The following is a 19,877-nucleotide window of genomic DNA, read 5'->3' as shown; positions in this document are numbered from 1 at the left end:
GTCTAGCGCCGCCCGCTGCCGGCGCCGCGCGAGGCGGCGACGAGGGTGATGAGGCGGAGCGCCGCCTCGCTCGCCGGGCGGTCCGTGCGGTGGACCGTGAGCGTCCACCCGCGGCGGCGGGCCAGGTCCTCCAGGCTGCCCCGGTGGCGCGCCATGCGCTCCCGGTAGGCCTCTCCCCAGGAGGCGGCGTCGCCGATGCGCAGGGAGATGCCCTCCTCGAGGTCGTGGAGAACGGCCTGGCCCTCGAAGGGAAAGGTCTCCTCCACCGGGTCCGCGATCAGCACGAGATGGCCGCGGCCGCCCCGGCTCGAAATCGCCTCGACGGCGGATGCGGTCTCGCCGGAAGGGCTCAGGAAGTCCCCGATCAGGATCGCCTCGTCCATGGCCGGGATCGGCGCCTGCGGCGGCAGGTCGTCGTCGAGGGCGGCGCGGTCGGCCACCAGCGCCTCGGCCATGGCCTCCGCGATCCGCGTGGTCGCCCGCGGCGGCATGAGCCCGAGCAGGCCGACCCGTTCGCCCCCCTCGACGAAGGCATCGGCCAGGGCGAGGCCGAGCACGATCGCCCGCTCCACCTTGGGCGCCCGGGCGAGGCTCGACGCATAGGCCATGGAGGCGGACCGGTCGATCCAGAACCAGATGTTCTGCGCCGCCTCCCATTCCCTCTCCCGCACATAGAGCCTGTCGTCGCGTCCGGAGCGGCGCCAGTCGATGCGCTGGGCGGCCTCGCCTGCCACGAAGGGACGGAACTGCCAGAAGGTCTCGCCGATGCCGGCCCGGCGGCGGCCGTGGATCCCGTGGGACAGGTTCGCCGCCACCCGGCGCGCCTCGAGCACGAGGCGGGGCATTCGCTGGGCGAGTTCGAGGGCCGCCTCCGTCTCGTGGCGGCCGGGGATGCGGGCGGCCTCGGGCAGGACCCGGACACGGGTCATGGCGGCGGTCCTAACCGGCGAGCCGCGCCGTGAGGCGGCCGATGACGCTCTTCACGGTCTCTCCGTCCGCCCGGGCGGCGAAGGTCAGGGCCATGCGGTGCTTCAGCACGGGCTCGGCGAGGGCCACCACGTCCGCGATGGAAGGCGCGACGCGGCCCTCGATGAGGGCGCGGGCGCGCACGGCGAGCATCAGGGACTGGGAGGCGCGGGGACCGGGCCCCCAGAGCAGCTTGTCGGTGATCCCCTCGACGGCCTCGCTGCCCGGCCGCGCCGCGCGCACGATGTCGAGAATCGCATCGACCACGCTGCTGCCGACCGGCAGGCGCCGCACGAGGCGCTGCGCGTTCATGAGCGCTTCCGCGTCCATCACGGCGACCGGCCTGTGCTCCTCCGCGCCCGTCGTCTCGATGAGGATCCGCCGCTCCGCGTCCCGGTCGGGATAGCCGACGTCGATCTCGAGCAGGAAACGGTCGAGCTGGGCCTCGGGAAGGGGATAGGTCCCCTCCTGCTCGATCGGGTTCTGGGTCGCGAGGACATGGAAGGGCTGGGGCAGGTCGTGCCGCTCGCCGCCCACCGAGACGTGGTGCTCCTGCATCGCCTGGAGCAGGGCGGACTGGGTGCGCGGGCTCGCGCGGTTGATCTCGTCGGCCATCAGGAGTTGCGTGAAGACCGGCCCCTTCACGAAGCGGAACGAGCGGCGCCGGTCGACGCCCTCGTCGAGGATCTCCGAGCCGAGAATGTCGGAGGGCATCAGGTCCGGAGTGAACTGCACCCGTCGGGCGTCGAGGCCGAGCACGGTTCCGAGCGTCTCGACGAGCTTGGTCTTCGCGAGGCCGGGAACGCCCACGAGGAGGCCGTGCCCGCCCGCCAGAAGGGTGATCAGGGTCTGGTCGACCACGTCCTCCTGGCCGAAGATGACCGAATGGATCGCTTCCCGGGCCCGCGCCACGGTCTCCAGGGTCGCCTCCGCGTTGCGGATGATGGCGTCGTCGAGAACGGTGGGCGGTTGGGCGATGCTGGCCGTCATGTGTCATCCTTCCACGCGCTGGCGTCCGCCCCCGGCGACACTGTGCCTTCCTTGGGCATCGCTAGGCAAGCGGATCCTGCGGGTCCATGCGCCGCAGCCGCGCCCCGGAACCGGAGGACCGGGCAGGAGAACCTGGCGGACGATCTGGCAGAAAACATGGACGGTGCGGGCTGCGGCTCTATGCTGTAGGAATTAGCCACGGATCGCCGTTCGTCGATCCTCGAGGTGCAAATTCTTGTTCACGCTTGCGTCATGACCGATCCCGCCCCGACATCCGGCAGCGCCCTGTCGCGGCTCGCGGCCGCGCTCGAGCCGCACGAGAAGCGCAAGGGCCTTCCGCCGGTCGAGCGCTGGAATCCGGCCTATTGCGGCGAGATCGACATGCGCATCGCCGCGGACGGGACCTGGTACTACATGGGCACGCCGATCGAGCGGCCGGCGCTCGTGCGCCTGTTCTCCACGGTCCTGCGCAGGGACCCGGAGCGCTACGTGCTCGTCACTCCTGTCGAGCGGGTGGGGATCGCGGTCGACGACGTGCCCTTCGTGGCGGTGGAGATGGCGGTGGAAGGGGAGGGCGAGGAGCGGCAGGTCGCGTTCCGCACCAACGTGGACGATCTCGTGCAGGTCGGTCCGGACAATCCGCTGCGCTTCGAGACGGAGCCGCACGGGGGCGTGAAGCCGTACGTGAAGGTCAGAGGCGGCCTCTGGGCGCGCGTCACCCGGGCGCTGGCATACGATCTGATCGCCCTCGGCGAGGAACGGACCGTCGACGGCGTCCCGCAGTTCGGCGTCCACGCGGGCGGCGTCTTCTTCCCCATCGCGCCCGCCGGCGAGGCGAGGTAGTCCCGATGCGGACGGCCCCTCTCGACGCCCCGGACTTCCTGACCCTGGCGGCGGAGCGCCTCCGCCGGGAGCCGCCCTCGCTCGGGGACGCCCTCGCCAACCCGCGGGGCGACCACTCCCTCGACGGCATCCCGCTCGCGCAGCCCCTGGCGCCGAAGGAGGCGGCCGTCCTCGTGCCCGTGGTCATGCGCGAGGAGCCGACCCTCCTCTTCACGGAGCGGGCCGCCGGCCTGCGCCAGCATTCCGGCCAGATCGCGTTCCCCGGCGGGCGGGTCGATCCGGAGGACGAATCGATCCTGGCGGCGGCCTGCCGCGAGGCGCAGGAGGAGATCGGCCTCGACAGCCGCTTCATCAGCCCCATCGGCTATCTCGATCCCTACCTCTCCACCACCAATTATCTGGTGGTTCCGGTCGTCGCGCGGGTCTCGCCCTCCTACACGCTGGCCCTCAACCCGCACGAGGTGGCCGACGCCTTCGAGGTGCCCTTGCGCTTCCTCATGGACCCCGCCAACCATCAGCTCCATGCGCGGGAGTGGAAGGGCGTCCTGCGCCGGTACTATGCAATGCCCTACCAAGGACGGTACATCTGGGGCGTCACGGCGGGCATCCTCCGCAACATGTACGAGAGGCTCTACACGTCATGACGCGGGCGATCTTCCAGGAACTGCTGCTGTTCCTCCTGCCTTTCGCCGCCTTCGCCATCTACCTGGTCATCGCCCGCCGCAACCCCCTGGCCTGGTCCTCCTGGAGCAAGCACGTGTCCTGGGTCGGCATCGCGGGCCTCGTCCTGGTGATCGCGTCGCTGATCCTCGGAGGGCTCCTGGCCGAGCGCCACACGGGCGCCTTCGTGCCGTCCCACATGGAGAACGGGCGCGTCGTGCCCGGGCAGTTCAAGTGACGCCCGAACTCGACCGCGATGCCGTCACGGCGCTCCTGGAGCGTCCGCGCCTGCGCGCGCTGCTTCGAGCGATGAACCGGGACGGCGAGGAGACCCGCATCGTCGGCGGGGCGGTGCGCAACGCGCTCCTCGGGCGGCCGGTGACGGAGGTCGACTGCGCCACCACCGCCTTGCCCGAAGCCATCGCCCGCATGGCGGAGCGGGCCGGTTTCAAGCCCGTGCCGACCGGCATCGACCACGGCACGATCACCGTGGTGGTGGAGGGCGAGCCCTTCGAGGTCACGAGCCTGCGCGAGGACGTGGAGACGGACGGGCGCTACGCCGTGGTCCGCTTCGGGCGCGATTTCGAGGCCGATGCCAGGCGGCGCGATTTCACCATCAACGCCCTCTCCCTCGGGCTCGACGGGCGCCTGCACGACTATGCGGGCGGGCTCGACGACCTCGCCGCGCGGCGGGTCCGCTTCATCGGCGACGCGCATACCCGCATCCGCGAGGATTACCTGCGGATCCTCCGCTTCTTCCGATTCTACGCGGAATACGGGGAGAACGGCCCCGATCCGGAGGGGCTCGCGGCGGCGGGAGCGGAGCGGGCGGGCCTCGCCATCCTGTCCCGGGAGCGCATCCGGCACGAGTTCCTGAAGCTCCTCGCCGCCCGGCGCGCGGTTGAGACGGTCGAGATCCTCGCCGGGCACGGCTTCCTGACCTGGATCCTCGACGGGGTGGCGGAGTTCGGCCGGCTCGCCCGGGCGGCCGCGGAGGAGCCCGACCCGGTGGCGCGCCTGGCCGTCCTCGCCGTTCTGGTGGAGGAGGACGCGCAGCGCCTGCGCGAGAGGCTGCGGCTGTCGAACGAGGAGCACCGGCGGCTCGAGGCCTATGCGAGGCTCCTGTGCCGGCTCAGGACCGGCCCGGGAGGTCTCGATCCGACGGACGTCCGCCGCCTCGTCGCCGTCCATGGGACCGGAACCGTCTCGCTCGCCCTCGCCGCCCTTTCCGGCGAGCCGCGGCCGCAGGTCGACCGGACGGCCGTCGAGGCGCTGGAGCGCTTCAGGAGCGGCGCCGAGCCCGTGCCCGTCTTTCCCCTGCGCGGCGCCGACCTCGTGGCCCGGGGCATCCCCAAGGGGCCGCGGATCGGGGAGATGCTCGACAGGGCGCGGGCCCTCTGGCTCGCCGAGGGATGCCCGGACGATGCGGCCTTCGCCGCCGCGCTGCTCGACCGGGTCCTGAAGGAGGCGTGACTCTCAAGGCGCGCGGCCGTCAGGGCCAGCGGACGGTCGGCGGCATGGAGGAGAGGATCGAGTCGATGTTGCCGCCGGTCCTGAGGCCGAAGATCGTGCCGCGGTCGTAGAGCAGGTTGAACTCGACATAGCGTCCCCGCCGCACCTGCTGCTCGATGCGGTCCGCCTCGGTCCAGGCCGTGCCGGCGTTCCGCCGCACGATCTCGGGATAGATGCGCAGGAATGCCTCGCCCACGTCGCGGGTGAAGGCGAAGTCCTCGTCCGGGTCGCCCGTCCAATGATAGTCGTAGAAGATGCCGCCGATGCCGCGCGGCTCCTTGCGGTGCTTGAGGAAGAAGTACTCGTCGCACCACGCCCTGTACTTCTCGTAGGACACGGAGGGGTGCCGGTCGCAGACGTCCTTCATGGCTGCATGGAACGCGACCGTGTCCGGGTCCTCCTGGGTCCGGCGCCGGTCGAGCACGGGGGTCAGGTCGGCGCCGCCGCCGAACCAGGGCTTCGTGGTCACCACGAAGCGGGTGTTCATGTGCACCGTCGGCACGTTGGGATTCCAGGGATGCGCGATGAGCGAGATGCCCGAGGCCCAGAAGCGCGGGTCCCGGTCGGAGCCGGGGATCTGCCCGCGGAACTCGGGCGCGAACTCCCCGTGCACGGTCGAGACGTGGACGCCGACCTTCTCGAAGACGCGGCCCCGCATCATGGACATGACGCCGCCGCCGCCGGGCGCGCCGCCGTGGTCCTGGCGCTCCCAGGGCTTCCGCTCGAACCGTCCCGGCATCGAAGCTTCCGGGGGGAGGGGGGCCGTCACCTCGTCCTCGATGGCCTCGAAGGCGGCGCAGATCCGGTCGCGCAGGGCGGCGAACCAGACGGGGGCCTCCTCCTGAAGGCGGGCGACGGCGGGATCGGTCGGGGCGGTCATGGCATGTCCTCGGCTCGGCGGCCCGTTCCGGGAGCCGGCCCGGAGGCCGGGCGAAAAGGCCGGGGTCGGATTGTCCGGACGTCTCTAGAGCAATTCCGGAAAGGTTGGGAACGGGTTTTCCGGCAAGGCTGCGGAAAATCGCGAAGCCGGACCTTCTTTCCCATCTCACGGGGATTGCGGGATCTCCGGGGAGGGAAGGCGGGGGAAGGACCCCGTCTGCCGCAGGGCTTCCCCCAGGATCATCGCCGCCGTGACGGCGACATTGAGGGAGCGCAGGCCCGGCTGCATGGGGACGACGATCCGCGCATCCGCCGCCGCATGGACCTCGTCCGGCACGCCGGCCGATTCACGGCCCACGAGGACGATGTCGTCGGGCCGGAAGGCGAAGTCCACATAGGATATGGCGCCCTTCGTGGTGGCGAGGACCAGGCGGGGGCCGCCCCCGGCGGTGCGGTTCTCCCGCCGCCATTCCTCGAAGGCGCGCCAGGAGACGTGGCGGGCGATCGTCACGCGGTCCAGGTAGTCCATCCCCGAGCGGCGGAGATTCCGGTCCGACACGTCGAACCCGGCCGGCTCGACGATCTCGACCGGCACGCCGAGGCATGCGGCAAGGCGCAGCATGGTGCCGGTGTTCTGCGGAATGTCCGGCTGGTAGATGGCGAGGCGGGGCATGGTCCGCCTCATTCCGCGAAAGGGCCGCCCCCGTCAAGGCGGCCCCGGAGCCGAGGGAAACGGCCCGCGGCAAGGCGCCGGGGATTGGAACAACTCCAAACCGCCTATGGACAGGCGGGCTTGGCCGTGCCAAAGAGCGCTTCGCGCGGCGACGCCCAGTCGCATTGCGCGCGCGTTGGCGCGTATGCTTGTTCAAGCGGGCAGCGTGCCGGGTGCCTGGACGGTCGAAGGCCGCCGGGCCATCCAGATGCGCGGTTCTCGTTTATTGACGTATGCTGGAGAGCCAAGTGGCTGAGACCACCTCTACCGTCGTCGAGCCGACACGGCGCGATTTTCTCTTCATCGCCACCGGTGCGGCCGCTGCCGTCGGCGCCGCGGCCGTGGTGTGGCCCTTCGTTCGATCCATGGCTCCCGATGCCGCCACCGTCGCTGCCGGCGCGCCGGTCGAGGTGGACCTGTCCCCCATCGCCGAGGGGCAGATCGTGAAGGTCTTCTGGCGCGGGAAGCTCATCTTCATCCGCAATCGCACCCCGGCCGAGATCAAGGCGGCCGAGGACGTCGACGTCGCCACGCTGCGCGACCCGCAGCCCGATTCCGCCCGCGTCAAGCCGGGCCATGCCCAGTGGCTGGTGGTCTACGGCAACTGCACCCACCTCGGCTGCGTGCCCCTGGGCCACCAGGGCGCCTACGAGGGCTGGTTCTGCCCCTGCCACGGCTCCGTCTTCGACACCTCCGGCCGCGTCCGCGGCGGTCCGGCCCCGATCAATCTGCCGATCCCGCCCTACACCTTCACGTCCGATACCAAGATCGTGATCGGCCAGGAAGCCACGGCGTAACCCCTCGCGACGGCCATTCGATCAGGCGACACCATGAGCCAGCATCCCACCACCTACGTACCCAAGAGCGCCTTCGGCAAGTGGTTCGAAAGCCGCTTGCCCATCGCGGGCCTCATCCATTCCTCGTTCATCGCGTTCCCCGTCCCGCGGAACCTGAACTACTTCTGGACCTTCGGCGCCATCCTCGTGTTCATGCTCGTGTCGCAGATCGTGACCGGCGTGTTCCTGGCCATGTACTACACGCCGAATGCGGCGCTCGCCTTCCAGTCCGTCGAGCGCATCATGCGCGACGTGAACTACGGCTGGCTGCTCCGCTACCTGCACGCCAACGGCGCCTCGATGTTCTTCGTCGCGGTCTACATCCACATCTTCCGCGGCCTCTACTACGGATCCTACAAGGCTCCCCGCGAGATCCTCTGGATCCTCGGCGTCATCATCTACGGCCTGATGATGGCCACCGCCTTCATGGGCTACGTGCTCCCCTGGGGGCAGATGAGCTACTGGGGCGCCACCGTCATCACCAACATCCTGGCGGCCATTCCCGTGGTCGGCGACACGATCCAGAGCCTGCTCTGGGGCGGCTACTCGGTGGGCAACCCGACCCTCAACCGCTTCTTCTCGCTGCACTACCTGCTGCCGTTCATGATCTTCGGCGTCGTGCTGCTCCACGTCTGGGCGCTGCACGTCCCGGGCCAGAACAACCCGACCGGCGTGCCGATCAAGTCGGGCAAGGACACGGTTCCGTTCACACCCTACGCGACGATCAAGGACATCTTCGCGGTGGCCGTGTTCCTGATCTTCTTCGCCTGGTTCGTGTTCTACATCCCGAACTACCTGGGCCATGCGGACAATTACATCCCGGCGAACCCCTCCGTGACGCCCGCGCACATCGTGCCCGAATGGTACTTCCTGCCCTTCTACGCGATCCTGCGCGCGATTCCCGACAAGCTCGGCGGCGTCATCGCCATGTTCGCCTCCATCGCGGTCCTGGCCTTCCTGCCCTGGCTCGACACCTCGAAGGTGCGTTCGACGACCTACCGTCCGCTCTACAAGCAGTTCTTCTGGATCCTCGCCGCCGACACGGTGCTGCTCGGCTGGCTCGGCGCCAAGCCGCCGGAGGGCTGGTACGTCATCGTCTCGCAGATCGCGACGGCCTACTACTTCATCCACTTCCTCATCATCCTGCCGCTGCTCGGCTTCATCGAGCGCCCGCTGCCGCTGCCGAACTCGATCCTCGAATCGGTCATGGGCGCGAAGGGTGGTGCGGGCATGCCGACCGGCGCCAACGCCGAACCGCACTCCAAGGGCTGACGCGAGGCTGGGAAGAAAGACCATGATGAAGCGTACTCTTGTCATCGCCGCAGCCCTGCTCGGCCTGTCGGCTCCGGCCTTCGCCGCGGGCGAGACCCCGGTCCCGCCGCAGCTGAAGTGGACCTTCAGCGGCCCGTTCGGCACCTTCGACCGGGCGCAGCTCCAGCGCGGTTTCAAGGTCTACCGGGAGGTCTGCGCCTCCTGCCACAGCCTCAGCTACGTGGCCTTCCGCAACCTGGCCGAGCCGGGCGGGCCCGGGTTCTCCGAGGCGCAGGTCAAGGCCCTGGCCGCCGAGTACAAGGTCCAGGACGGACCGAACGACGCTGGCGACATGTTCGAGCGTCCCGCCCGTCCCGCCGACCGCTTCCCGGCCCCGTTCCCGAACGAGAACGCCGCCGCCGCGGCCAACGGCGGCAAGGCCCCGCCGGACCTGTCGCTGATCGCCAAGGCCCGCACCTACGAGCGCGGCTTCCCCTGGTTCGTCTTCGACATGTTCACCCAGTTCGCCGAGACGGGCCCGGACTACGTCCACGCGCTCCTGACCGGCTACGAGGAGCCTCCGGCCGGGTTCCAGGTGCCCGAGGGCGGCCACTACAACGCGTACTTCCCGGGCCACATCATCGCCATGCCCAAGCCCCTGAGCGACGGACAGGTGGAATACCCGAAGGACGCCAACGGCCAGCCGCAGGCGCCCGAGACGGTCGAGCAGTATGCCCGCGACGTGACCGCGTTCCTCATGTGGACGGCGGAGCCGACCCTCGAGGCGCGCAAGCGCATCGGCTTCCAGGTGATGCTCTTCCTCATCGTCCTCTCCGGCCTGCTCTACTTCACCAAGAAGAAGATCTGGGCCCGCGTCGGACACAGCGACGTCACCGCGACGCACGCCTGAGAGTCCGGCTGAAGGCGAGTTCGGAAAGAGGCCCCTCGAGGGGCCTTTTTCTTTGGATCGCGCTCCGCAGGCGATGGCCGGCGCCCACGATCCGGTTCACCATTCGGGCGGACGAGGGAGGGGGCCATGGCGAGGGCCGTGCTCGGCATCATCGGGGGATCGGGCGTCTACGACCTGCCCGGGATCGCGGATCTGCGCGAGGAGGCCATCGCCTCGCCCTGGGGCGAGCCGTCCGACGTGGTCAGGCGCGGGCGGATCGGGGCGACGGAGGTGGTGTTCCTGCCCCGCCACGGGCGCGGCCACCGCCATTCGCCTTCCGACATCAATTACCGCGCCAATATCGACGTGCTGAAGCGGGCAGGGGTGACCGATCTCGTGTCGGTCTCCGCCTGCGGCTCGTTCAGGGAGGAACTCTTCCCCGGCTCCTTCGTGCTCGTGGACCAGTTCGTGGACAGGACGTTCCGGCGTCATGGCTCCTTCTTCGGAAGCGGCTGCGTCGCCCATGTGCCCATGGCCCATCCCGTCGGGCCGCTCCTGCAGCGGCGGATCGCGGCGGCGGCGGCGCAGGAAGGCATCCCCCACCGGCTCGGCGGCACCTATGTGTGCATCGAGGGACCGCAGTTCTCGACCTATGCCGAGTCGCTCACCTACAAGGGCCTCGGCTACGACGTCGTCGGCATGACCGCCATGCCGGAGGCGAAGCTCGCCCGCGAGGCCGAGATCACCTATGCGACCGTCGCCATGGTGACGGATTTCGACTGCTGGCATCCCGAGCACGACGATGTGGACGTTGCGGCCGTCGTCGCGGTCGCCCGCCGGAACGCCGAGACCGTGGCGCGGCTGATCGCCCGCGTGGCCCGAGACTTCCCGGCGGAGCACGAGCCCTGCCCCGTGCGCTCGGACCGGGCCCTCGACGGGGCCATCATGACGGCGCCTTCGGCGCGCGACCCCGCGCTGCTGCGAAAGCTCGACGCGGTCGCGGGGCGCGTCCTGGGCTAGCCCATCGTGCCGTCCATCGTCCCGATTCCGAAGAGGAGCCTGAACAGCCGGCCGATCGGTGCCACGACGAAGGTCGCGGGGATCGCCGCGAGGGCCGCCTTCACGAAGAACGGGACGAGGCTCGCGAACGGGATGTCGATATCCGTCAGGACCGTTCGCTGAAACGGCTCGGGCATGGTAGGTCTCCTGGAGATCCAACCCCCCACTTGTGTCAGGCTCAGCCGATGGACCAGCGTTTCCTCACCGATCTGAAGGCCACGATCCGGTCGATTCCGGACTATCCGAAGCCGGGGATCGTCTTCCGCGACATCACGACCCTGCTCGGCGACGCCCGCGCCTTCCGTCGCGCCGTGGACGAGCTCGTGCACCCGTTCGCAGGCGGGCGCGTCGACAAGGTGGCCGGGATCGAGGCGCGGGGCTTCATCCTCGGCGGCGCGGTCGCCCATCAGCTTTCCGCCGGCTTCGTGCCGATCCGTAAGAAGGGCAAGCTGCCCCACGAGACCGTGCGCATCGCCTACTCCCTCGAATACGGCGTGGACGAGATGGAGATCCACACGGACGCGGTCGGGCAGAACGACCGGGTCGTCATCGTCGACGACCTCATCGCCACCGGCGGCACCGCGGTCGCGGCGACCCGGCTCCTGCGCCAGATGGGCGCCGACATCGTCGCCGCCTGCTTCGTCATCGACCTGCCGGATCTCGGCGGCGCGCAGAAGCTCCGCGACCTCGGCGTGGAGGTGCGCAGCCTCGTGAGCTTCGAAGGGCACTGAGAAGCCGCGCTCCGCGGGACGACCTGGGGCGCTCCCATTGCCGTCATTCCGGGCTCGCCTGCGGCGCCCCGGAATGACGGGGTTGTTCAATGCCCTGGCCGCCGCTCCCAGAACACCGCGCCGTCGAAGGAGAAGACCTCCTCGCCGTGCTGGTTCACGCCCGTGTTGCGGTGAAAGGCGATGCCCCAGCCGGGGCGGGAGGCGGAGACGCGCTTGCCGGTCAGGGTCGAGCGGTAGGTGATCGTGTCGCCCGCATAGACGGGCTTGAGCCATCTCAGATCGGTGAAGCCGGGGGAGGGGCCGAGCCGGGCCGGGCGCTCCCCGCGGGCGAGGGCATCCGCGCGGACCCGGTCGCGGTGGGCCGCCATCAGCTTCATCCACACGGCGGCCGTCTGCCAGCCCGAGGCGCACAGGTCCCCGAACAGGCTCGCCTTCGCAGCGACCGGATCCACATGGAAGCGCTGGGGATCGTAGTCCCTGGCGAAGCGCACGATGTCCTCGGCCGTATAGGCGTAGGAGCCCAGCACGTCCGTCTGGCCCACCACGAGGTCCTCGAGATAGGGATTGGCGGAGATCGCCGGGCGCTCGGCGGCCGGGTCGGGCGAGCCAATTCCCTCGGGCGGGCGGCTGCGGCTCCCGTTCACCGCAAGACCCGTCTCCCTAAGGCCGAACATGATCCAGTTCTGCTGGACCATCACGGTCTCGTCCGCCTGGTTGAGCACGTCGAACCGGAACCGCACGAGGCCGATGGAGGGCCGGCTCCTGGAGGGGCGGGTCTCCAGCACCGTCATGCGCGAGCGCAGGGTATCGCCGGGCCGCACGGGCTTCGCCCATTTCAGCTCCTCGATCCCGGGCGACCCCATGGAGGTCGAATCGAGAATCACGTCGTCCGCGAGGAGGCGCATGTTGAGGGCGCAGGTGTGCCAGCCGGAGGCGATCAGGGTTCCCACGAAGCTGTCCCGCGCGGCGATCTCGTCCACGTGGAAGGGCTGCGGGTCGTATTCCCGTGCGAAGGAGACGATCTCCTCCCTGGAAACCGTGACGGGGCCGAGGGTCCGGACGGTGCCGGGCGTGAAGTCTTCGAAGGCGTATCGGGGCATGGGGCTGTCGTCGGCAGGGCGGAGGGCCCGGTCGCGGACCCTTCCCAACGCTTGAGGTCACGGATCGAATTGTCCGGCTGCGTTGTGCGCCAGACGGATCGGCTCCGGCAAGCGATATTTTTGCGAGCAGGCGAGGACGAGCGCGGCGGAGGTCTCGATGTCGGCCAGGTGGCCGGGGGAGATGAACACCGGGTTCTTGGCGGTGCGCGTCCTGAGCGCCACGCCGATGGTCTCGCCCCGGTCAACGAGCGGCGCGGCCGCGCCCTTTTCCTCTGCAAGGTCCCGATAGCGGCCGCACAGGAGGGTCTTGCCGCAGCCGACGGTCGGGCGCTCCAGCCACAGGCCCATGTGGCTCGCGATGCCGATGCGCCGGGGATGGGCGATTCCCATGCCGTCGAAGAGGAAGACGTCCGGCTCGTTGCGCAGCTTCTCGAAGGCCTCCTCCAGCACCGGCCCTTCCCGGAAGCTCAGGAGGCCCGGAATGTAGGGGAAGGGCGTCGGGCGCTGCGCCACCACGGTCTCGACGGGCCGGAAGTCCGGAAACGTGACCACCACCACCGCGGCCCGGGACTGCTCGTTCTTCACGCTCACGTCCACCCCGGCCACGAGGCGGACGGCGTCGAGGGCGATGGGACGGTCGGAGACGATCTCCGATCTCAGGTCCTTCTGGAGGGCGACGGCCTGCGCGGGCGGAAGATTCCAGGAATGTCGGCGGCGAATGTCCATGCGTTCCGTATCGAACGATCCGGGGCCTTTCGCGTCAATGGGCGCAGGGGGCCGGTTTCGTCGTCTTCGGGACTACCGCTCCCGCGGCTGGCGAATCCCATGCCCGTGGCGGCCGGGGAACAGGGAAAGCAGGGCGCTGGCCAGGAAGCCGCAGGCGACGATCAGGGCGACGACGAGTTCCGCCGTGCCGGGACCCGGCGAGACCACGGCACCGCCGAGCGTGTAGGCGATCTCTTCGAGCGATTCCTGCATGGCTCCTTCCTCCACGCAGGAATAAACGCAGAGTCCGGCTGAACGGCCGAGGAAGCGGCCGTTCACGATTCCGTCAGTTTGCGAACCGGAAGTGCATCACGTCCCCGTCCTGGACCGTGTACTCCTTGCCTTCGAGGCGCAGCTTGCCGGCATCGCGCGCTCCCGCCTCGCCCTTGAGCGCGACGTAGTCGGGATAGGCGATGGTCTCGGCCCGGATGAAGCCTTTCTCGAAATCCGTGTGGATGACCCCGGCCGCCTGGGGGGCGCGGGTGCCCCTGGTGATCGTCCAGGCGCGGGCTTCCTTCGGGCCGACCGTGAAGTAGGTGATGAGGCCCAGCAGCTCGTAGCCGGCGCGGATCACCCGGTTCAGGCCGGGCTCGGCGAGGCCGATGGCGTCGAGATAGTCCTTCTGCTCCTCGGGGGGCAGGACGGCGATCTCGCTCTCGATCTTCGCGGACACCACCACCGCCTTCGCCCCTTCCTCGCGGGCGCGCTCGAACACCTTGGCCGAGAAGGCGTTGCCCTTGTCGGCCGAGGCCTCCTCCACGTTGCAGACATAGAGGACCGGCTTGGAGGAGAGGAGCCCGAGCATCTGGAAGAGGCGCTCCTCCTCGGCCTTCCGCTCCACGAGGCGGGCGGGCTTGCCCTCGCGCAGCAGGACGAGGGCGCGGTTGACGAGGTCGAGGGTCTCCTTGGCCTCCTTGTCGTTGCCCTTGGCCTTCTTCTCGAGGCCCGTGACGCGCTTCTCGAGGCTTTCGAGGTCGGCCAGCATCAGTTCGGTCTCGATGGTCTCGATGTCGGCGATGGGGTCGATCTTGCCTTCCACGTGCGTAATGTCCGTATCCTCGAAGCAGCGCACCACGTGGGCGATGGCGTCCACCTCGCGGATGTTGGCGAGGAACTGGTTGCCGAGGCCCTCGCCCTTGGAGGCGCCGCGCACGAGGCCCGCGATGTCCACGAAGGTCAGGCGGGTCGGGACGATCTGGGCGGAGCCCGCGATCCCCGCGAGGGTTTCCAGACGGTCGTCGGGCACCGCCACGTCGCCCACGTTCGGCTCGATGGTGCAGAACGGATAGTTCGCCGCCTGCGCCGCAGCGGTCTGGGTCAGCGCGTTGAAGAGCGTGGACTTGCCCACGTTCGGCAGGCCGACGATGCCCATCTTGAAGCCCATGGCCTCACTCCTTGCCCTTGGCCGGCACGAGCCGGCGTCACGGTTCCTGTGCCGGCCTCTCAGCCGGCGTCCTTCTTGTCCTGGCCCGCCTTTTCGCCGGGCCGTTTCACGTCCGTCCACCCCTTCGCCTCCATGGCGAGGTGGACCCTGTTCTGGAAGCTGGCATCCTCGCCCTTGGCGAGGAGCGCCGCGTTGTCGGCGATGGCCCGGGTCAGGTCCTCGACCCAGGGCTCCTCCGACTTGGCGAAATCCCCGAGCACCCAGGACTGCACCAGCGGCTTCAGGCCCGGATGCCCGATGCCGATCCGCACCCGGCGGTAGTCGTTGCCGCAATGGGCGGTGATGGAGCGCAGGCCGTTGTGCCCCGCATTCCCGCCGCCGACCTTCACCCTCAGCTTGGCCGGGGGCAGGTCGAGCTCGTCGTAGAAGACGGTGACGTCGGAGAGCGGGATCTTGAAGAAGCGCTGCGCCTCCGCCACCGCCCGGCCCGACTCGTTCATGTAGGTCTGCGGCTTGAGGATGAGCACGCGCTCGCCGCCGATGGCCGTCTCCGCCGTCTCGCCCTGGAACCGCCTGCGCCAGGGCGACGCGCCATGGGCGCGGGCGATCTCGTCCACCGCCATGAAGCCCACGTTATGGCGGTTGCGGGCGTAGCGGGGTCCGGGATTGCCGAGGCCGACGAAAAGACGCATCGCCTGAAACACCCTCATAAGAAACGCCCCGGCCTTGCGGTCGGAGCGTCGAAGCCGTTCGATGGGCGACGGACGCCCGCGAAGGAGGCGATCGGGGAAGAAGCGATCAGGCCTTGGCGGCCTCGCCCTCGGCCGCGGCAGCCGGGGCCGCTTCCTCTTCCTTCATGCCCGACGGGGCGACGACGGTGACGAGGGTCACGTTCTCCGCCGAGGTGGGCTTGGCGCCCTTCGGCAGGGCGACGTCCGACAGGTGGACCGAGGAGCCGATGTCCAGGTTCGCGACCGAGGCCTCGATGAAGTCCGGGATCGCATCGGACGGGACCAGCAGTTCCACCGAGTGCTCGACGATCTGCAGGGTGCCGCCGCGCTTCACGCCCGGGCACTTGTCCTGGCCCACCACATGGACCGGAACCACGACCTTGATCGCCTGGCCCTGCGCGAGGCGCAGGAAGTCGACATGCACGGGGAAGTCCTTCACCGGGTCGAGCTGGTAGTCGCGCGGGATGGCGCGGGTCGTCTTGCCGTCGACGTCGATCTCGAAGATCGTGGTCAGGAAGTGGCCGGCGAAGATCAGCTGCTTCGTCTGGTTGAAGTCGAGGGCGATGGCCTGGGCCGGCTGGCCGGCTCCGTAGATGACGGCGGGAACCATGCCCTGGCGACGAACGGCCCGGGCGGCCCCCTTGCCGGCCCGGTCGCGCGCCACGGCCTTGATCTGCTTCACTTCGCTCATGGTCGTGGTCCTTCGAAATGGGTTGGAAAAACCGATGGCCGCCTTCGGGCGGCCATGAGGTCCGCGCCCGTGCCTCCAAGGGTGTCGAGCGGGCGCGAGGCGGCTTATAGAGAAATCGGCCCCCGAATGCAACCTGAGCAGGCCTCAGGCCTCCGCCTTGAAGGTGCGGCCGAGGTCCTCCCCGGCCGCGACGTAGTGGCGGAAGACATAGAGCAGGGGCTGCCACCGGCTCACGTCGACGTGGTTCGTGCCGGGAACGACGATCGCCTCGTGGGCGTGGACGCGCTCGACCCGGGTCTCGACGATGGCGAAGCCGGACCGGGATCCGGCCGCCCAGGGGCCGCCGCCGGGGGCATGGGCGGCCACGACGCGGGCCTCGAGCTGAAGGGGGCATTCGGCGATGCGCGGCGGCCGGACGAGGTCCGAGGCCAGGGGCGTGAGCCCGGCCGCCTCGAACTTGCGCGGTTCGTGGACGTATCCTGCCGCGGCCTTGTCGGCGGGAACGGGGCTCCGGCCCGTGGTCCGGGCCAGGCGCTCGACGCGCTCCCAGAGATCCGCCGGCGCCACGTTGATCACGCATTCCCCTTCCCGCACCACGTTCTCCCCGCCCTGGCCGCCGTTCGACAGGCCGAGGACGACCCGGTCGCCGAGGGCCCAGGCCGAGGACAGGGGCGAGATGTTGGGCGTGCCGTCCGGATTGAGGGTGGTGAGGAGGACCACCGGGGTCCCGAAGTAAAGGACGGAGGGACGGATGGTCCGGTGGACGGGGACAGGGTTCGGAGAATGGGCGTTCATCGGCGCTGCCTTCCATGAGGTTCGGGACGGCAGGCCTAGCAGAAGGGAGGCGCGGGATCCGCCGCGAACGCTTCGGCGGCGGCCGAAGCGTTCGCGGCGGATCGCCGGATCGTCAGTCGAACAGGCTCGACACGGAGCTTTCCGTCGCCGTGCGGCCGATGGCTTCGCCCATGAGCGGAGCGATGGGGACGACGCGGATGTTGTGGGCGACCTTCACCGCCTCGGTCGGCATGATCGAGTCGGTGATGACCAGTTCCTTGAGCCGGGAATTGGCAATGCGCGAGACCGCGCCGCCCGAGAGGACCCCGTGGGTGATGTAGGCGTAGACCTCCTTCGCCCCGTTGGCGAGGAGGGCATCCGCCGCGTTCACCAGCGTGCCGCCGGAATCCACGATGTCGTCGAGGAGGATGCAGGACCGGCCGCGCACGTCGCCGATGATGTTCATGACCTCCGACTCGCCCGGCCGCTCCCGGCGCTTGTCGACGATGGCGAGCGGGGCGTCGATGCGCTTGGCGAGCGCCCGGGCGCGCACCACGCCGCCCACGTCCGGGGAGACCACCATGCGGTCGCCGCCGTCGAGCCGCTCCTTGATGTCGCGCGCCATGATGGGGGCCGCGAAGAGGTTGTCCGTCGGGATGTCGAAGAAGCCCTGGATCTGCCCGGCGTGCAGGTCGAGGGTGAGCACGCGGTCCGCGCCCGCATGGGTGATGAGGTTCGCGACGAGCTTCGCCGAGATCGGCGTGCGCGGACCGGGCTTCCGGTCCTGGCGGGCATAGCCGAAATAGGGGATCACCGCCGTGATGCGCCGCGCCGAGGACCGGCGCAGGGCGTCGATGATGATCAGGAGCTCCATCAGGTGGTCGTTCGCCGGGAACGACGTCGACTGGATCACGAACACGTCCTCGCCGCGCACGTTTTCCTGGATTTCGACGAACACTTCCATGTCGGCGAAGCGCTTCACCTGGCACTTGGCGAGCGGAACGTTGAGATAGGCGGAGATGGCCTCTGCCAGCGGACGGTTGGAATTTCCCGCGACGAGCTTCATGAACGCTTCTTGGGCTCTAAGAGTGACCTGAGGAGCCTTCCGCGTGATGTTGTTGCCCTTGCGCGGCAAGGCGTCCGGGTCTTAGCAGCGATAGGAAACCGTCACAATACGCGCAACGCCGCAGATCGACGGTTTTGCCACTTGATCGGTCTCCGTTACTGCGCGGCAACAGCCTCGCCGTCCAGGCTGGCCTCCGCCGTCTGGAAGGGGGAGGAGGATCGCGCCGCGCTCAGGAAATCGGCGATCTCGTCCATGCTGGCGCTGGCGAGCCTTGAAAGGGTCTCCTTGTCGAGGGCCGAGATCGACTTCGCGGCCGCCCGGGCCGGGCTGGTCCCGGTCAGGCGCTTGGCGCGGCGCTTCTCCGCGTCGAACACGTCCCAGACATAGGCGACCTTGGTCTCGCCGTTCACGGTTTCCGTCGAGAGATAGCCCCGCACCCGGTAGCGCGCCTCGGCGGAGGAGCCGACCAGCTCGACCTTGCGGTTGGCGGCGGCGGTGGTGAGTTCGTCGATCAGGGCGGTGCGGATCGGCGGCGGGGCCCCGTCGATGCTCTCGAGGGCGATCGGCACGCCCTCCGGCGATCCGCCGCTCGAGAAGGAATCGGTCTGGCAGGCGCCCAGCAGGACGGCCATCGCCAGGACCGCCATGGGTCCGGCCCCCTTCATCCCAGCCATGAACACTCCCGTGATCCGTTTCGGTAACGGATTCTTAAGCTTAACCGGGCGCGCCGTCCAGATCGGCCGCGCCGGACTGGCGGCGTCTGCGCAGCCGCAGGGCCGCATCGTCCAGGGCGAGGACGAGGAGGCCGGCCGCCAGGCCCCAGAAGGCGGACCCGATTCCGAAGAGGGACAGGCCGGAGGCGGTGACCGCGAGGGTCAGCGCCGCCGGGAAGCGCTTGAACTCCTCGGCGAGGGCCGAACTCAGGGCGCCGGTGAAGGAGCCGATCAGCGCCAGGCCCGCCACGGTCCTGATGAGTTCGGGCGGCAGGGCGGCGACCAGGGCGATCAGGCCGCCGCTGAAGGCGGCGAAGAGAAGATAGGAGAGGGCGTAGAAGGGACCGACGAGCCAGCGCCGCGCCGGGTCCGGGTGGGTGTCCGGCCCCGTGCAGATGGCGGCCGAGATGGCGGCGAGGTTGCTCGTATGGGCTCCGAAGAGGGCGCTCACGAGGGAGGCGAGCCCCGTCGCCGCCAGGATGGGCCGGGAAGGCGGCGTGTAGCCGGAGGCCCGCAGCACCGCGAAGCCCGGCAGGTTCTGCGACGCCATGGTCACGAGGAAGAGCGGCAGGCCGAGGCCGACCAGCGCCGTGGGCTCGAAGGACGGCGCCACGAAGGTCAGGGACGAGAGGCCGAACTCGGATGCGGGGAAATGGGCCGAGCCGTTTCCGAAGACGAGACCGATGCCGGCGAGGAGCACGGCGAGAACGGCCATGGCCGGATTGGCGAGGCGCACGAGCAGGAACACGGCCACGAGGGGCAGCACGAGCCGGGGCGCGCCCTGGGCGCTCTCGAACACGGCCATGACGAAGCGGATGAGGATCCCCGCCAGCATGGCCGCCGCGATGGCCGTGGGAATCCGCTCGATCAGCCGCCCGAACGGCTTCACGGCGGCGGCGAGCACGATCAGCGCCCCGGCGAGCAGGAATGCGCCCACGGCCGCGTGGATGGAGATTCCGCTCGACGCCGCGATCAGCGCCGCGCCCGGGGTGGACCAGGCGGTGACGACGGGCATCCGGTAGCGCACGCTCAGGTAGCCGCTCGTCGCCGCCATGCTCAGGCACAGGGCCGCGACCCAGGAGGTCGTCTGCGCCGGATCCGCTCCCACCGCATGGGCGGCCGCGACGATCAGAGCGATGGTGCTGCCGAAACCGACGAGGGCCGCGATGACGGCAGAGGAGACGATCGACAGGCGCATCTTGAGACGCTCCGGAGCTGCGTGCTGCCGTTTAGCGCGGTCCGAGCCATCCTGTCACGGCGGATCTCCGGCGGGAGGAGGGGCGCCGCATCCCTTCCGTCGCTCCGGGGCAGCTCCGGGATCGGGC

General features: G+C 69.6%; 24 protein-coding genes. 9 read left to right on the top strand and 15 right to left on the bottom strand.

Annotation, left to right across the window (positions count from 1 at the left end):
- Positions 1 to 2 precede the first annotated feature (2 nt).
- Together GDR74_RS14340 and GDR74_RS14335 are read right to left on the bottom strand one after the other, a co-directional pair.
- Complete coding sequence (locus GDR74_RS14340) at positions 3 to 929, bottom strand: DUF58 domain-containing protein (protein WP_152586941.1); 927 nt, start codon at positions 927 to 929, stop codon at positions 3 to 5.
- 10 nt (positions 930 to 939) lie between these two features.
- The gene (locus GDR74_RS14335; protein WP_152586940.1) at positions 940 to 1,956 is read right to left on the bottom strand and encodes an AAA family ATPase; all 1,017 of its coding nucleotides are present in this window, start codon (positions 1,954 to 1,956) and stop codon (positions 940 to 942) included.
- A 252-nt stretch (positions 1,957 to 2,208) separates the two neighbouring features.
- Between GDR74_RS14335 and GDR74_RS14330 the strand changes: the two genes are divergently transcribed.
- The 4 genes from GDR74_RS14330 to GDR74_RS14315 are packed head-to-tail and all read left to right on the top strand — an operon-like array spanning position 2,209 to position 4,932.
- Positions 2,209 to 2,799: a DUF1285 domain-containing protein gene (locus GDR74_RS14330; protein WP_152586939.1), complete on the top strand. Its 591-nt coding sequence runs from the start codon at positions 2,209 to 2,211 to the stop codon at positions 2,797 to 2,799.
- A gap of 5 nt (positions 2,800 to 2,804) precedes the next feature.
- The gene (locus tag GDR74_RS14325) at positions 2,805 to 3,443 is read left to right on the top strand and encodes a CoA pyrophosphatase (RefSeq protein ID WP_152586938.1); all 639 of its coding nucleotides are present in this window, start codon (positions 2,805 to 2,807) and stop codon (positions 3,441 to 3,443) included.
- Positions 3,440 to 3,697 (top strand): DUF6111 family protein, encoded by a 258-nt coding sequence (locus tag GDR74_RS14320; protein WP_152586937.1) that lies wholly within the window; start codon positions 3,440 to 3,442, stop codon positions 3,695 to 3,697. The genes GDR74_RS14325 and GDR74_RS14320 overlap by 4 nt, the downstream gene beginning before the upstream one ends.
- On the top strand, positions 3,694 to 4,932 hold the full coding sequence (locus GDR74_RS14315) for a CCA tRNA nucleotidyltransferase (protein WP_246179574.1): 1,239 nt from the start codon (positions 3,694 to 3,696) through the stop codon (positions 4,930 to 4,932). Before GDR74_RS14320 ends, GDR74_RS14315 begins: the two co-directional genes overlap by 4 nt.
- 19 nt (positions 4,933 to 4,951) lie before the next feature.
- On the opposite strand, the gene hemF is transcribed toward GDR74_RS14315, so the two are convergent.
- Together hemF and GDR74_RS14305 are read right to left on the bottom strand one after the other, a co-directional pair.
- Entirely contained in the window at positions 4,952 to 5,851 is a 900-nt protein-coding gene (hemF, locus tag GDR74_RS14310) for an oxygen-dependent coproporphyrinogen oxidase (RefSeq protein WP_152586936.1), read from the bottom strand.
- Between the two features lie 165 nt (positions 5,852 to 6,016).
- Positions 6,017 to 6,523 (bottom strand): tRNA (cytidine(34)-2'-O)-methyltransferase, encoded by a 507-nt coding sequence (locus GDR74_RS14305; RefSeq protein ID WP_152586935.1) that lies wholly within the window; start codon positions 6,521 to 6,523, stop codon positions 6,017 to 6,019.
- A gap of 287 nt (positions 6,524 to 6,810) precedes the next feature.
- On the opposite strand from GDR74_RS14305, the gene petA reads away from it, so the two are divergent.
- The 4 genes from petA (at position 6,811) to GDR74_RS14285 (ending at position 10,558) form a co-directional block, all read left to right on the top strand.
- Positions 6,811 to 7,359, top strand: coding sequence for a ubiquinol-cytochrome c reductase iron-sulfur subunit (petA, locus tag GDR74_RS14300; RefSeq protein WP_246179572.1), 549 nt, complete (start codon positions 6,811 to 6,813; stop codon positions 7,357 to 7,359).
- Positions 7,360 to 7,392: 33 nt separating this feature from the next.
- Complete coding sequence (locus tag GDR74_RS14295; protein ID WP_152586933.1) at positions 7,393 to 8,670, top strand: cytochrome b; 1,278 nt, start codon at positions 7,393 to 7,395, stop codon at positions 8,668 to 8,670.
- A gap of 22 nt (positions 8,671 to 8,692) precedes the next feature.
- Positions 8,693 to 9,559, top strand: a complete 867-nt coding sequence (locus GDR74_RS14290; protein ID WP_152586932.1) for a cytochrome c1 — start codon at positions 8,693 to 8,695, stop codon at positions 9,557 to 9,559.
- Between the two features lie 126 nt (positions 9,560 to 9,685).
- Positions 9,686 to 10,558 carry an S-methyl-5'-thioadenosine phosphorylase gene (locus GDR74_RS14285; RefSeq protein WP_152586931.1) on the top strand — a complete coding sequence of 291 codons (873 nt, stop codon included), beginning with the start codon at positions 9,686 to 9,688 and terminating at the stop codon, positions 10,556 to 10,558.
- On the opposite strand, the gene GDR74_RS14280 is transcribed toward GDR74_RS14285, so the two are convergent.
- Entirely contained in the window at positions 10,555 to 10,734 is a 180-nt protein-coding gene (locus GDR74_RS14280) for a hypothetical protein (protein ID WP_152586930.1), read from the bottom strand. The genes GDR74_RS14285 and GDR74_RS14280 overlap by 4 nt on opposite strands.
- Before the next feature lie 48 nt (positions 10,735 to 10,782).
- On the opposite strand from GDR74_RS14280, the gene GDR74_RS14275 reads away from it, so the two are divergent.
- Positions 10,783 to 11,328, top strand: a complete 546-nt coding sequence (locus tag GDR74_RS14275; RefSeq protein WP_152586929.1) for an adenine phosphoribosyltransferase — start codon at positions 10,783 to 10,785, stop codon at positions 11,326 to 11,328.
- 86 nt (positions 11,329 to 11,414) lie between these two features.
- Here GDR74_RS14275 and GDR74_RS14270 read toward each other — a convergent pair whose 3' ends face one another.
- From GDR74_RS14270 to GDR74_RS14225, 10 genes are all read right to left on the bottom strand, one after another.
- Positions 11,415 to 12,428, bottom strand: a complete 1,014-nt coding sequence (locus tag GDR74_RS14270; protein ID WP_152586928.1) for a MaoC family dehydratase — start codon at positions 12,426 to 12,428, stop codon at positions 11,415 to 11,417.
- Positions 12,429 to 12,485: 57 nt separating this feature from the next.
- On the bottom strand, positions 12,486 to 13,154 hold the full coding sequence (gene nfi / locus GDR74_RS14265; protein WP_152586927.1) for a deoxyribonuclease V: 669 nt from the start codon (positions 13,152 to 13,154) through the stop codon (positions 12,486 to 12,488).
- Positions 13,155 to 13,226: 72 nt separating this feature from the next.
- A complete protein-coding gene (locus tag GDR74_RS14260; RefSeq protein ID WP_152586926.1) occupies positions 13,227 to 13,406 on the bottom strand; it encodes a hypothetical protein in 180 nt (59 codons plus the stop codon).
- A 73-nt stretch (positions 13,407 to 13,479) separates the two neighbouring features.
- Positions 13,480 to 14,577 carry a redox-regulated ATPase YchF gene (ychF, locus tag GDR74_RS14255; protein ID WP_152586925.1) on the bottom strand — a complete coding sequence of 366 codons (1,098 nt, stop codon included), beginning with the start codon at positions 14,575 to 14,577 and terminating at the stop codon, positions 13,480 to 13,482.
- Positions 14,578 to 14,636: 59 nt separating this feature from the next.
- Positions 14,637 to 15,269, bottom strand: coding sequence for an aminoacyl-tRNA hydrolase (gene pth / locus GDR74_RS14250; protein ID WP_152586924.1), 633 nt, complete (start codon positions 15,267 to 15,269; stop codon positions 14,637 to 14,639).
- 106 nt (positions 15,270 to 15,375) lie between these two features.
- Positions 15,376 to 15,999, bottom strand: a complete 624-nt coding sequence (locus GDR74_RS14245) for a 50S ribosomal protein L25/general stress protein Ctc (RefSeq protein WP_152586923.1) — start codon at positions 15,997 to 15,999, stop codon at positions 15,376 to 15,378.
- 144 nt (positions 16,000 to 16,143) lie between these two features.
- Positions 16,144 to 16,794: a flavin reductase family protein gene (locus GDR74_RS14240; RefSeq protein WP_152586922.1), complete on the bottom strand. Its 651-nt coding sequence runs from the start codon at positions 16,792 to 16,794 to the stop codon at positions 16,144 to 16,146.
- Between the two features lie 112 nt (positions 16,795 to 16,906).
- Positions 16,907 to 17,839, bottom strand: a complete 933-nt coding sequence (locus GDR74_RS14235) for a ribose-phosphate pyrophosphokinase (RefSeq protein ID WP_152586921.1) — start codon at positions 17,837 to 17,839, stop codon at positions 16,907 to 16,909.
- A gap of 155 nt (positions 17,840 to 17,994) precedes the next feature.
- Positions 17,995 to 18,513: a hypothetical protein gene (locus tag GDR74_RS14230; RefSeq protein ID WP_152586920.1), complete on the bottom strand. Its 519-nt coding sequence runs from the start codon at positions 18,511 to 18,513 to the stop codon at positions 17,995 to 17,997.
- Positions 18,514 to 18,553: 40 nt separating this feature from the next.
- Positions 18,554 to 19,750, bottom strand: coding sequence for a benzoate/H(+) symporter BenE family transporter (locus tag GDR74_RS14225; protein WP_152586919.1), 1,197 nt, complete (start codon positions 19,748 to 19,750; stop codon positions 18,554 to 18,556).
- Positions 19,751 to 19,877 lie beyond the last annotated feature (127 nt).

This window comes from Microvirga thermotolerans (assembly GCF_009363855.1).
GTDB classification, from domain to species: Bacteria; Pseudomonadota; Alphaproteobacteria; order Rhizobiales; family Beijerinckiaceae; genus Microvirga; species Microvirga thermotolerans.
The sequence above is the reverse complement of the archived record's forward strand: the minus strand, read 5'-3'. Positions and strand labels throughout refer to the sequence as shown.

Coding starts and splice junctions, on each gene's coding strand:
- GDR74_RS14340 (WP_152586941.1), bottom strand. CDS start 929: ATGACCCGTGTCCGGGTCCTGCCCGAGGCCGCCCGCATCCCCGGCCGC.
- GDR74_RS14335 (WP_152586940.1), bottom strand. CDS start 1,956: ATGACGGCCAGCATCGCCCAACCGCCCACCGTTCTCGACGACGCCATC.
- GDR74_RS14330 (WP_152586939.1), top strand. CDS start 2,209: ATGACCGATCCCGCCCCGACATCCGGCAGCGCCCTGTCGCGGCTCGCG.
- GDR74_RS14325 (WP_152586938.1), top strand. CDS start 2,805: ATGCGGACGGCCCCTCTCGACGCCCCGGACTTCCTGACCCTGGCGGCG.
- GDR74_RS14320 (WP_152586937.1), top strand. CDS start 3,440: ATGACGCGGGCGATCTTCCAGGAACTGCTGCTGTTCCTCCTGCCTTTC.
- hemF (WP_152586936.1), bottom strand. CDS start 5,851: ATGACCGCCCCGACCGATCCCGCCGTCGCCCGCCTTCAGGAGGAGGCC.
- GDR74_RS14305 (WP_152586935.1), bottom strand. CDS start 6,523: ATGCCCCGCCTCGCCATCTACCAGCCGGACATTCCGCAGAACACCGGC.
- GDR74_RS14295 (WP_152586933.1), top strand. CDS start 7,393: ATGAGCCAGCATCCCACCACCTACGTACCCAAGAGCGCCTTCGGCAAG.
- GDR74_RS14290 (WP_152586932.1), top strand. CDS start 8,693: ATGATGAAGCGTACTCTTGTCATCGCCGCAGCCCTGCTCGGCCTGTCG.
- GDR74_RS14285 (WP_152586931.1), top strand. CDS start 9,686: ATGGCGAGGGCCGTGCTCGGCATCATCGGGGGATCGGGCGTCTACGAC.
- GDR74_RS14280 (WP_152586930.1), bottom strand. CDS start 10,734: ATGCCCGAGCCGTTTCAGCGAACGGTCCTGACGGATATCGACATCCCG.
- GDR74_RS14275 (WP_152586929.1), top strand. CDS start 10,783: ATGGACCAGCGTTTCCTCACCGATCTGAAGGCCACGATCCGGTCGATT.
- GDR74_RS14270 (WP_152586928.1), bottom strand. CDS start 12,428: ATGCCCCGATACGCCTTCGAAGACTTCACGCCCGGCACCGTCCGGACC.
- nfi (WP_152586927.1), bottom strand. CDS start 13,154: ATGGACATTCGCCGCCGACATTCCTGGAATCTTCCGCCCGCGCAGGCC.
- GDR74_RS14260 (WP_152586926.1), bottom strand. CDS start 13,406: ATGCAGGAATCGCTCGAAGAGATCGCCTACACGCTCGGCGGTGCCGTG.
- ychF (WP_152586925.1), bottom strand. CDS start 14,577: ATGGGCTTCAAGATGGGCATCGTCGGCCTGCCGAACGTGGGCAAGTCC.
- pth (WP_152586924.1), bottom strand. CDS start 15,269: ATGCGTCTTTTCGTCGGCCTCGGCAATCCCGGACCCCGCTACGCCCGC.
- GDR74_RS14245 (WP_152586923.1), bottom strand. CDS start 15,999: ATGAGCGAAGTGAAGCAGATCAAGGCCGTGGCGCGCGACCGGGCCGGC.
- GDR74_RS14240 (WP_152586922.1), bottom strand. CDS start 16,794: ATGAACGCCCATTCTCCGAACCCTGTCCCCGTCCACCGGACCATCCGT.
- GDR74_RS14235 (WP_152586921.1), bottom strand. CDS start 17,839: ATGAAGCTCGTCGCGGGAAATTCCAACCGTCCGCTGGCAGAGGCCATC.
- GDR74_RS14230 (WP_152586920.1), bottom strand. CDS start 18,513: ATGGCTGGGATGAAGGGGGCCGGACCCATGGCGGTCCTGGCGATGGCC.
- GDR74_RS14225 (WP_152586919.1), bottom strand. CDS start 19,750: ATGCGCCTGTCGATCGTCTCCTCTGCCGTCATCGCGGCCCTCGTCGGT.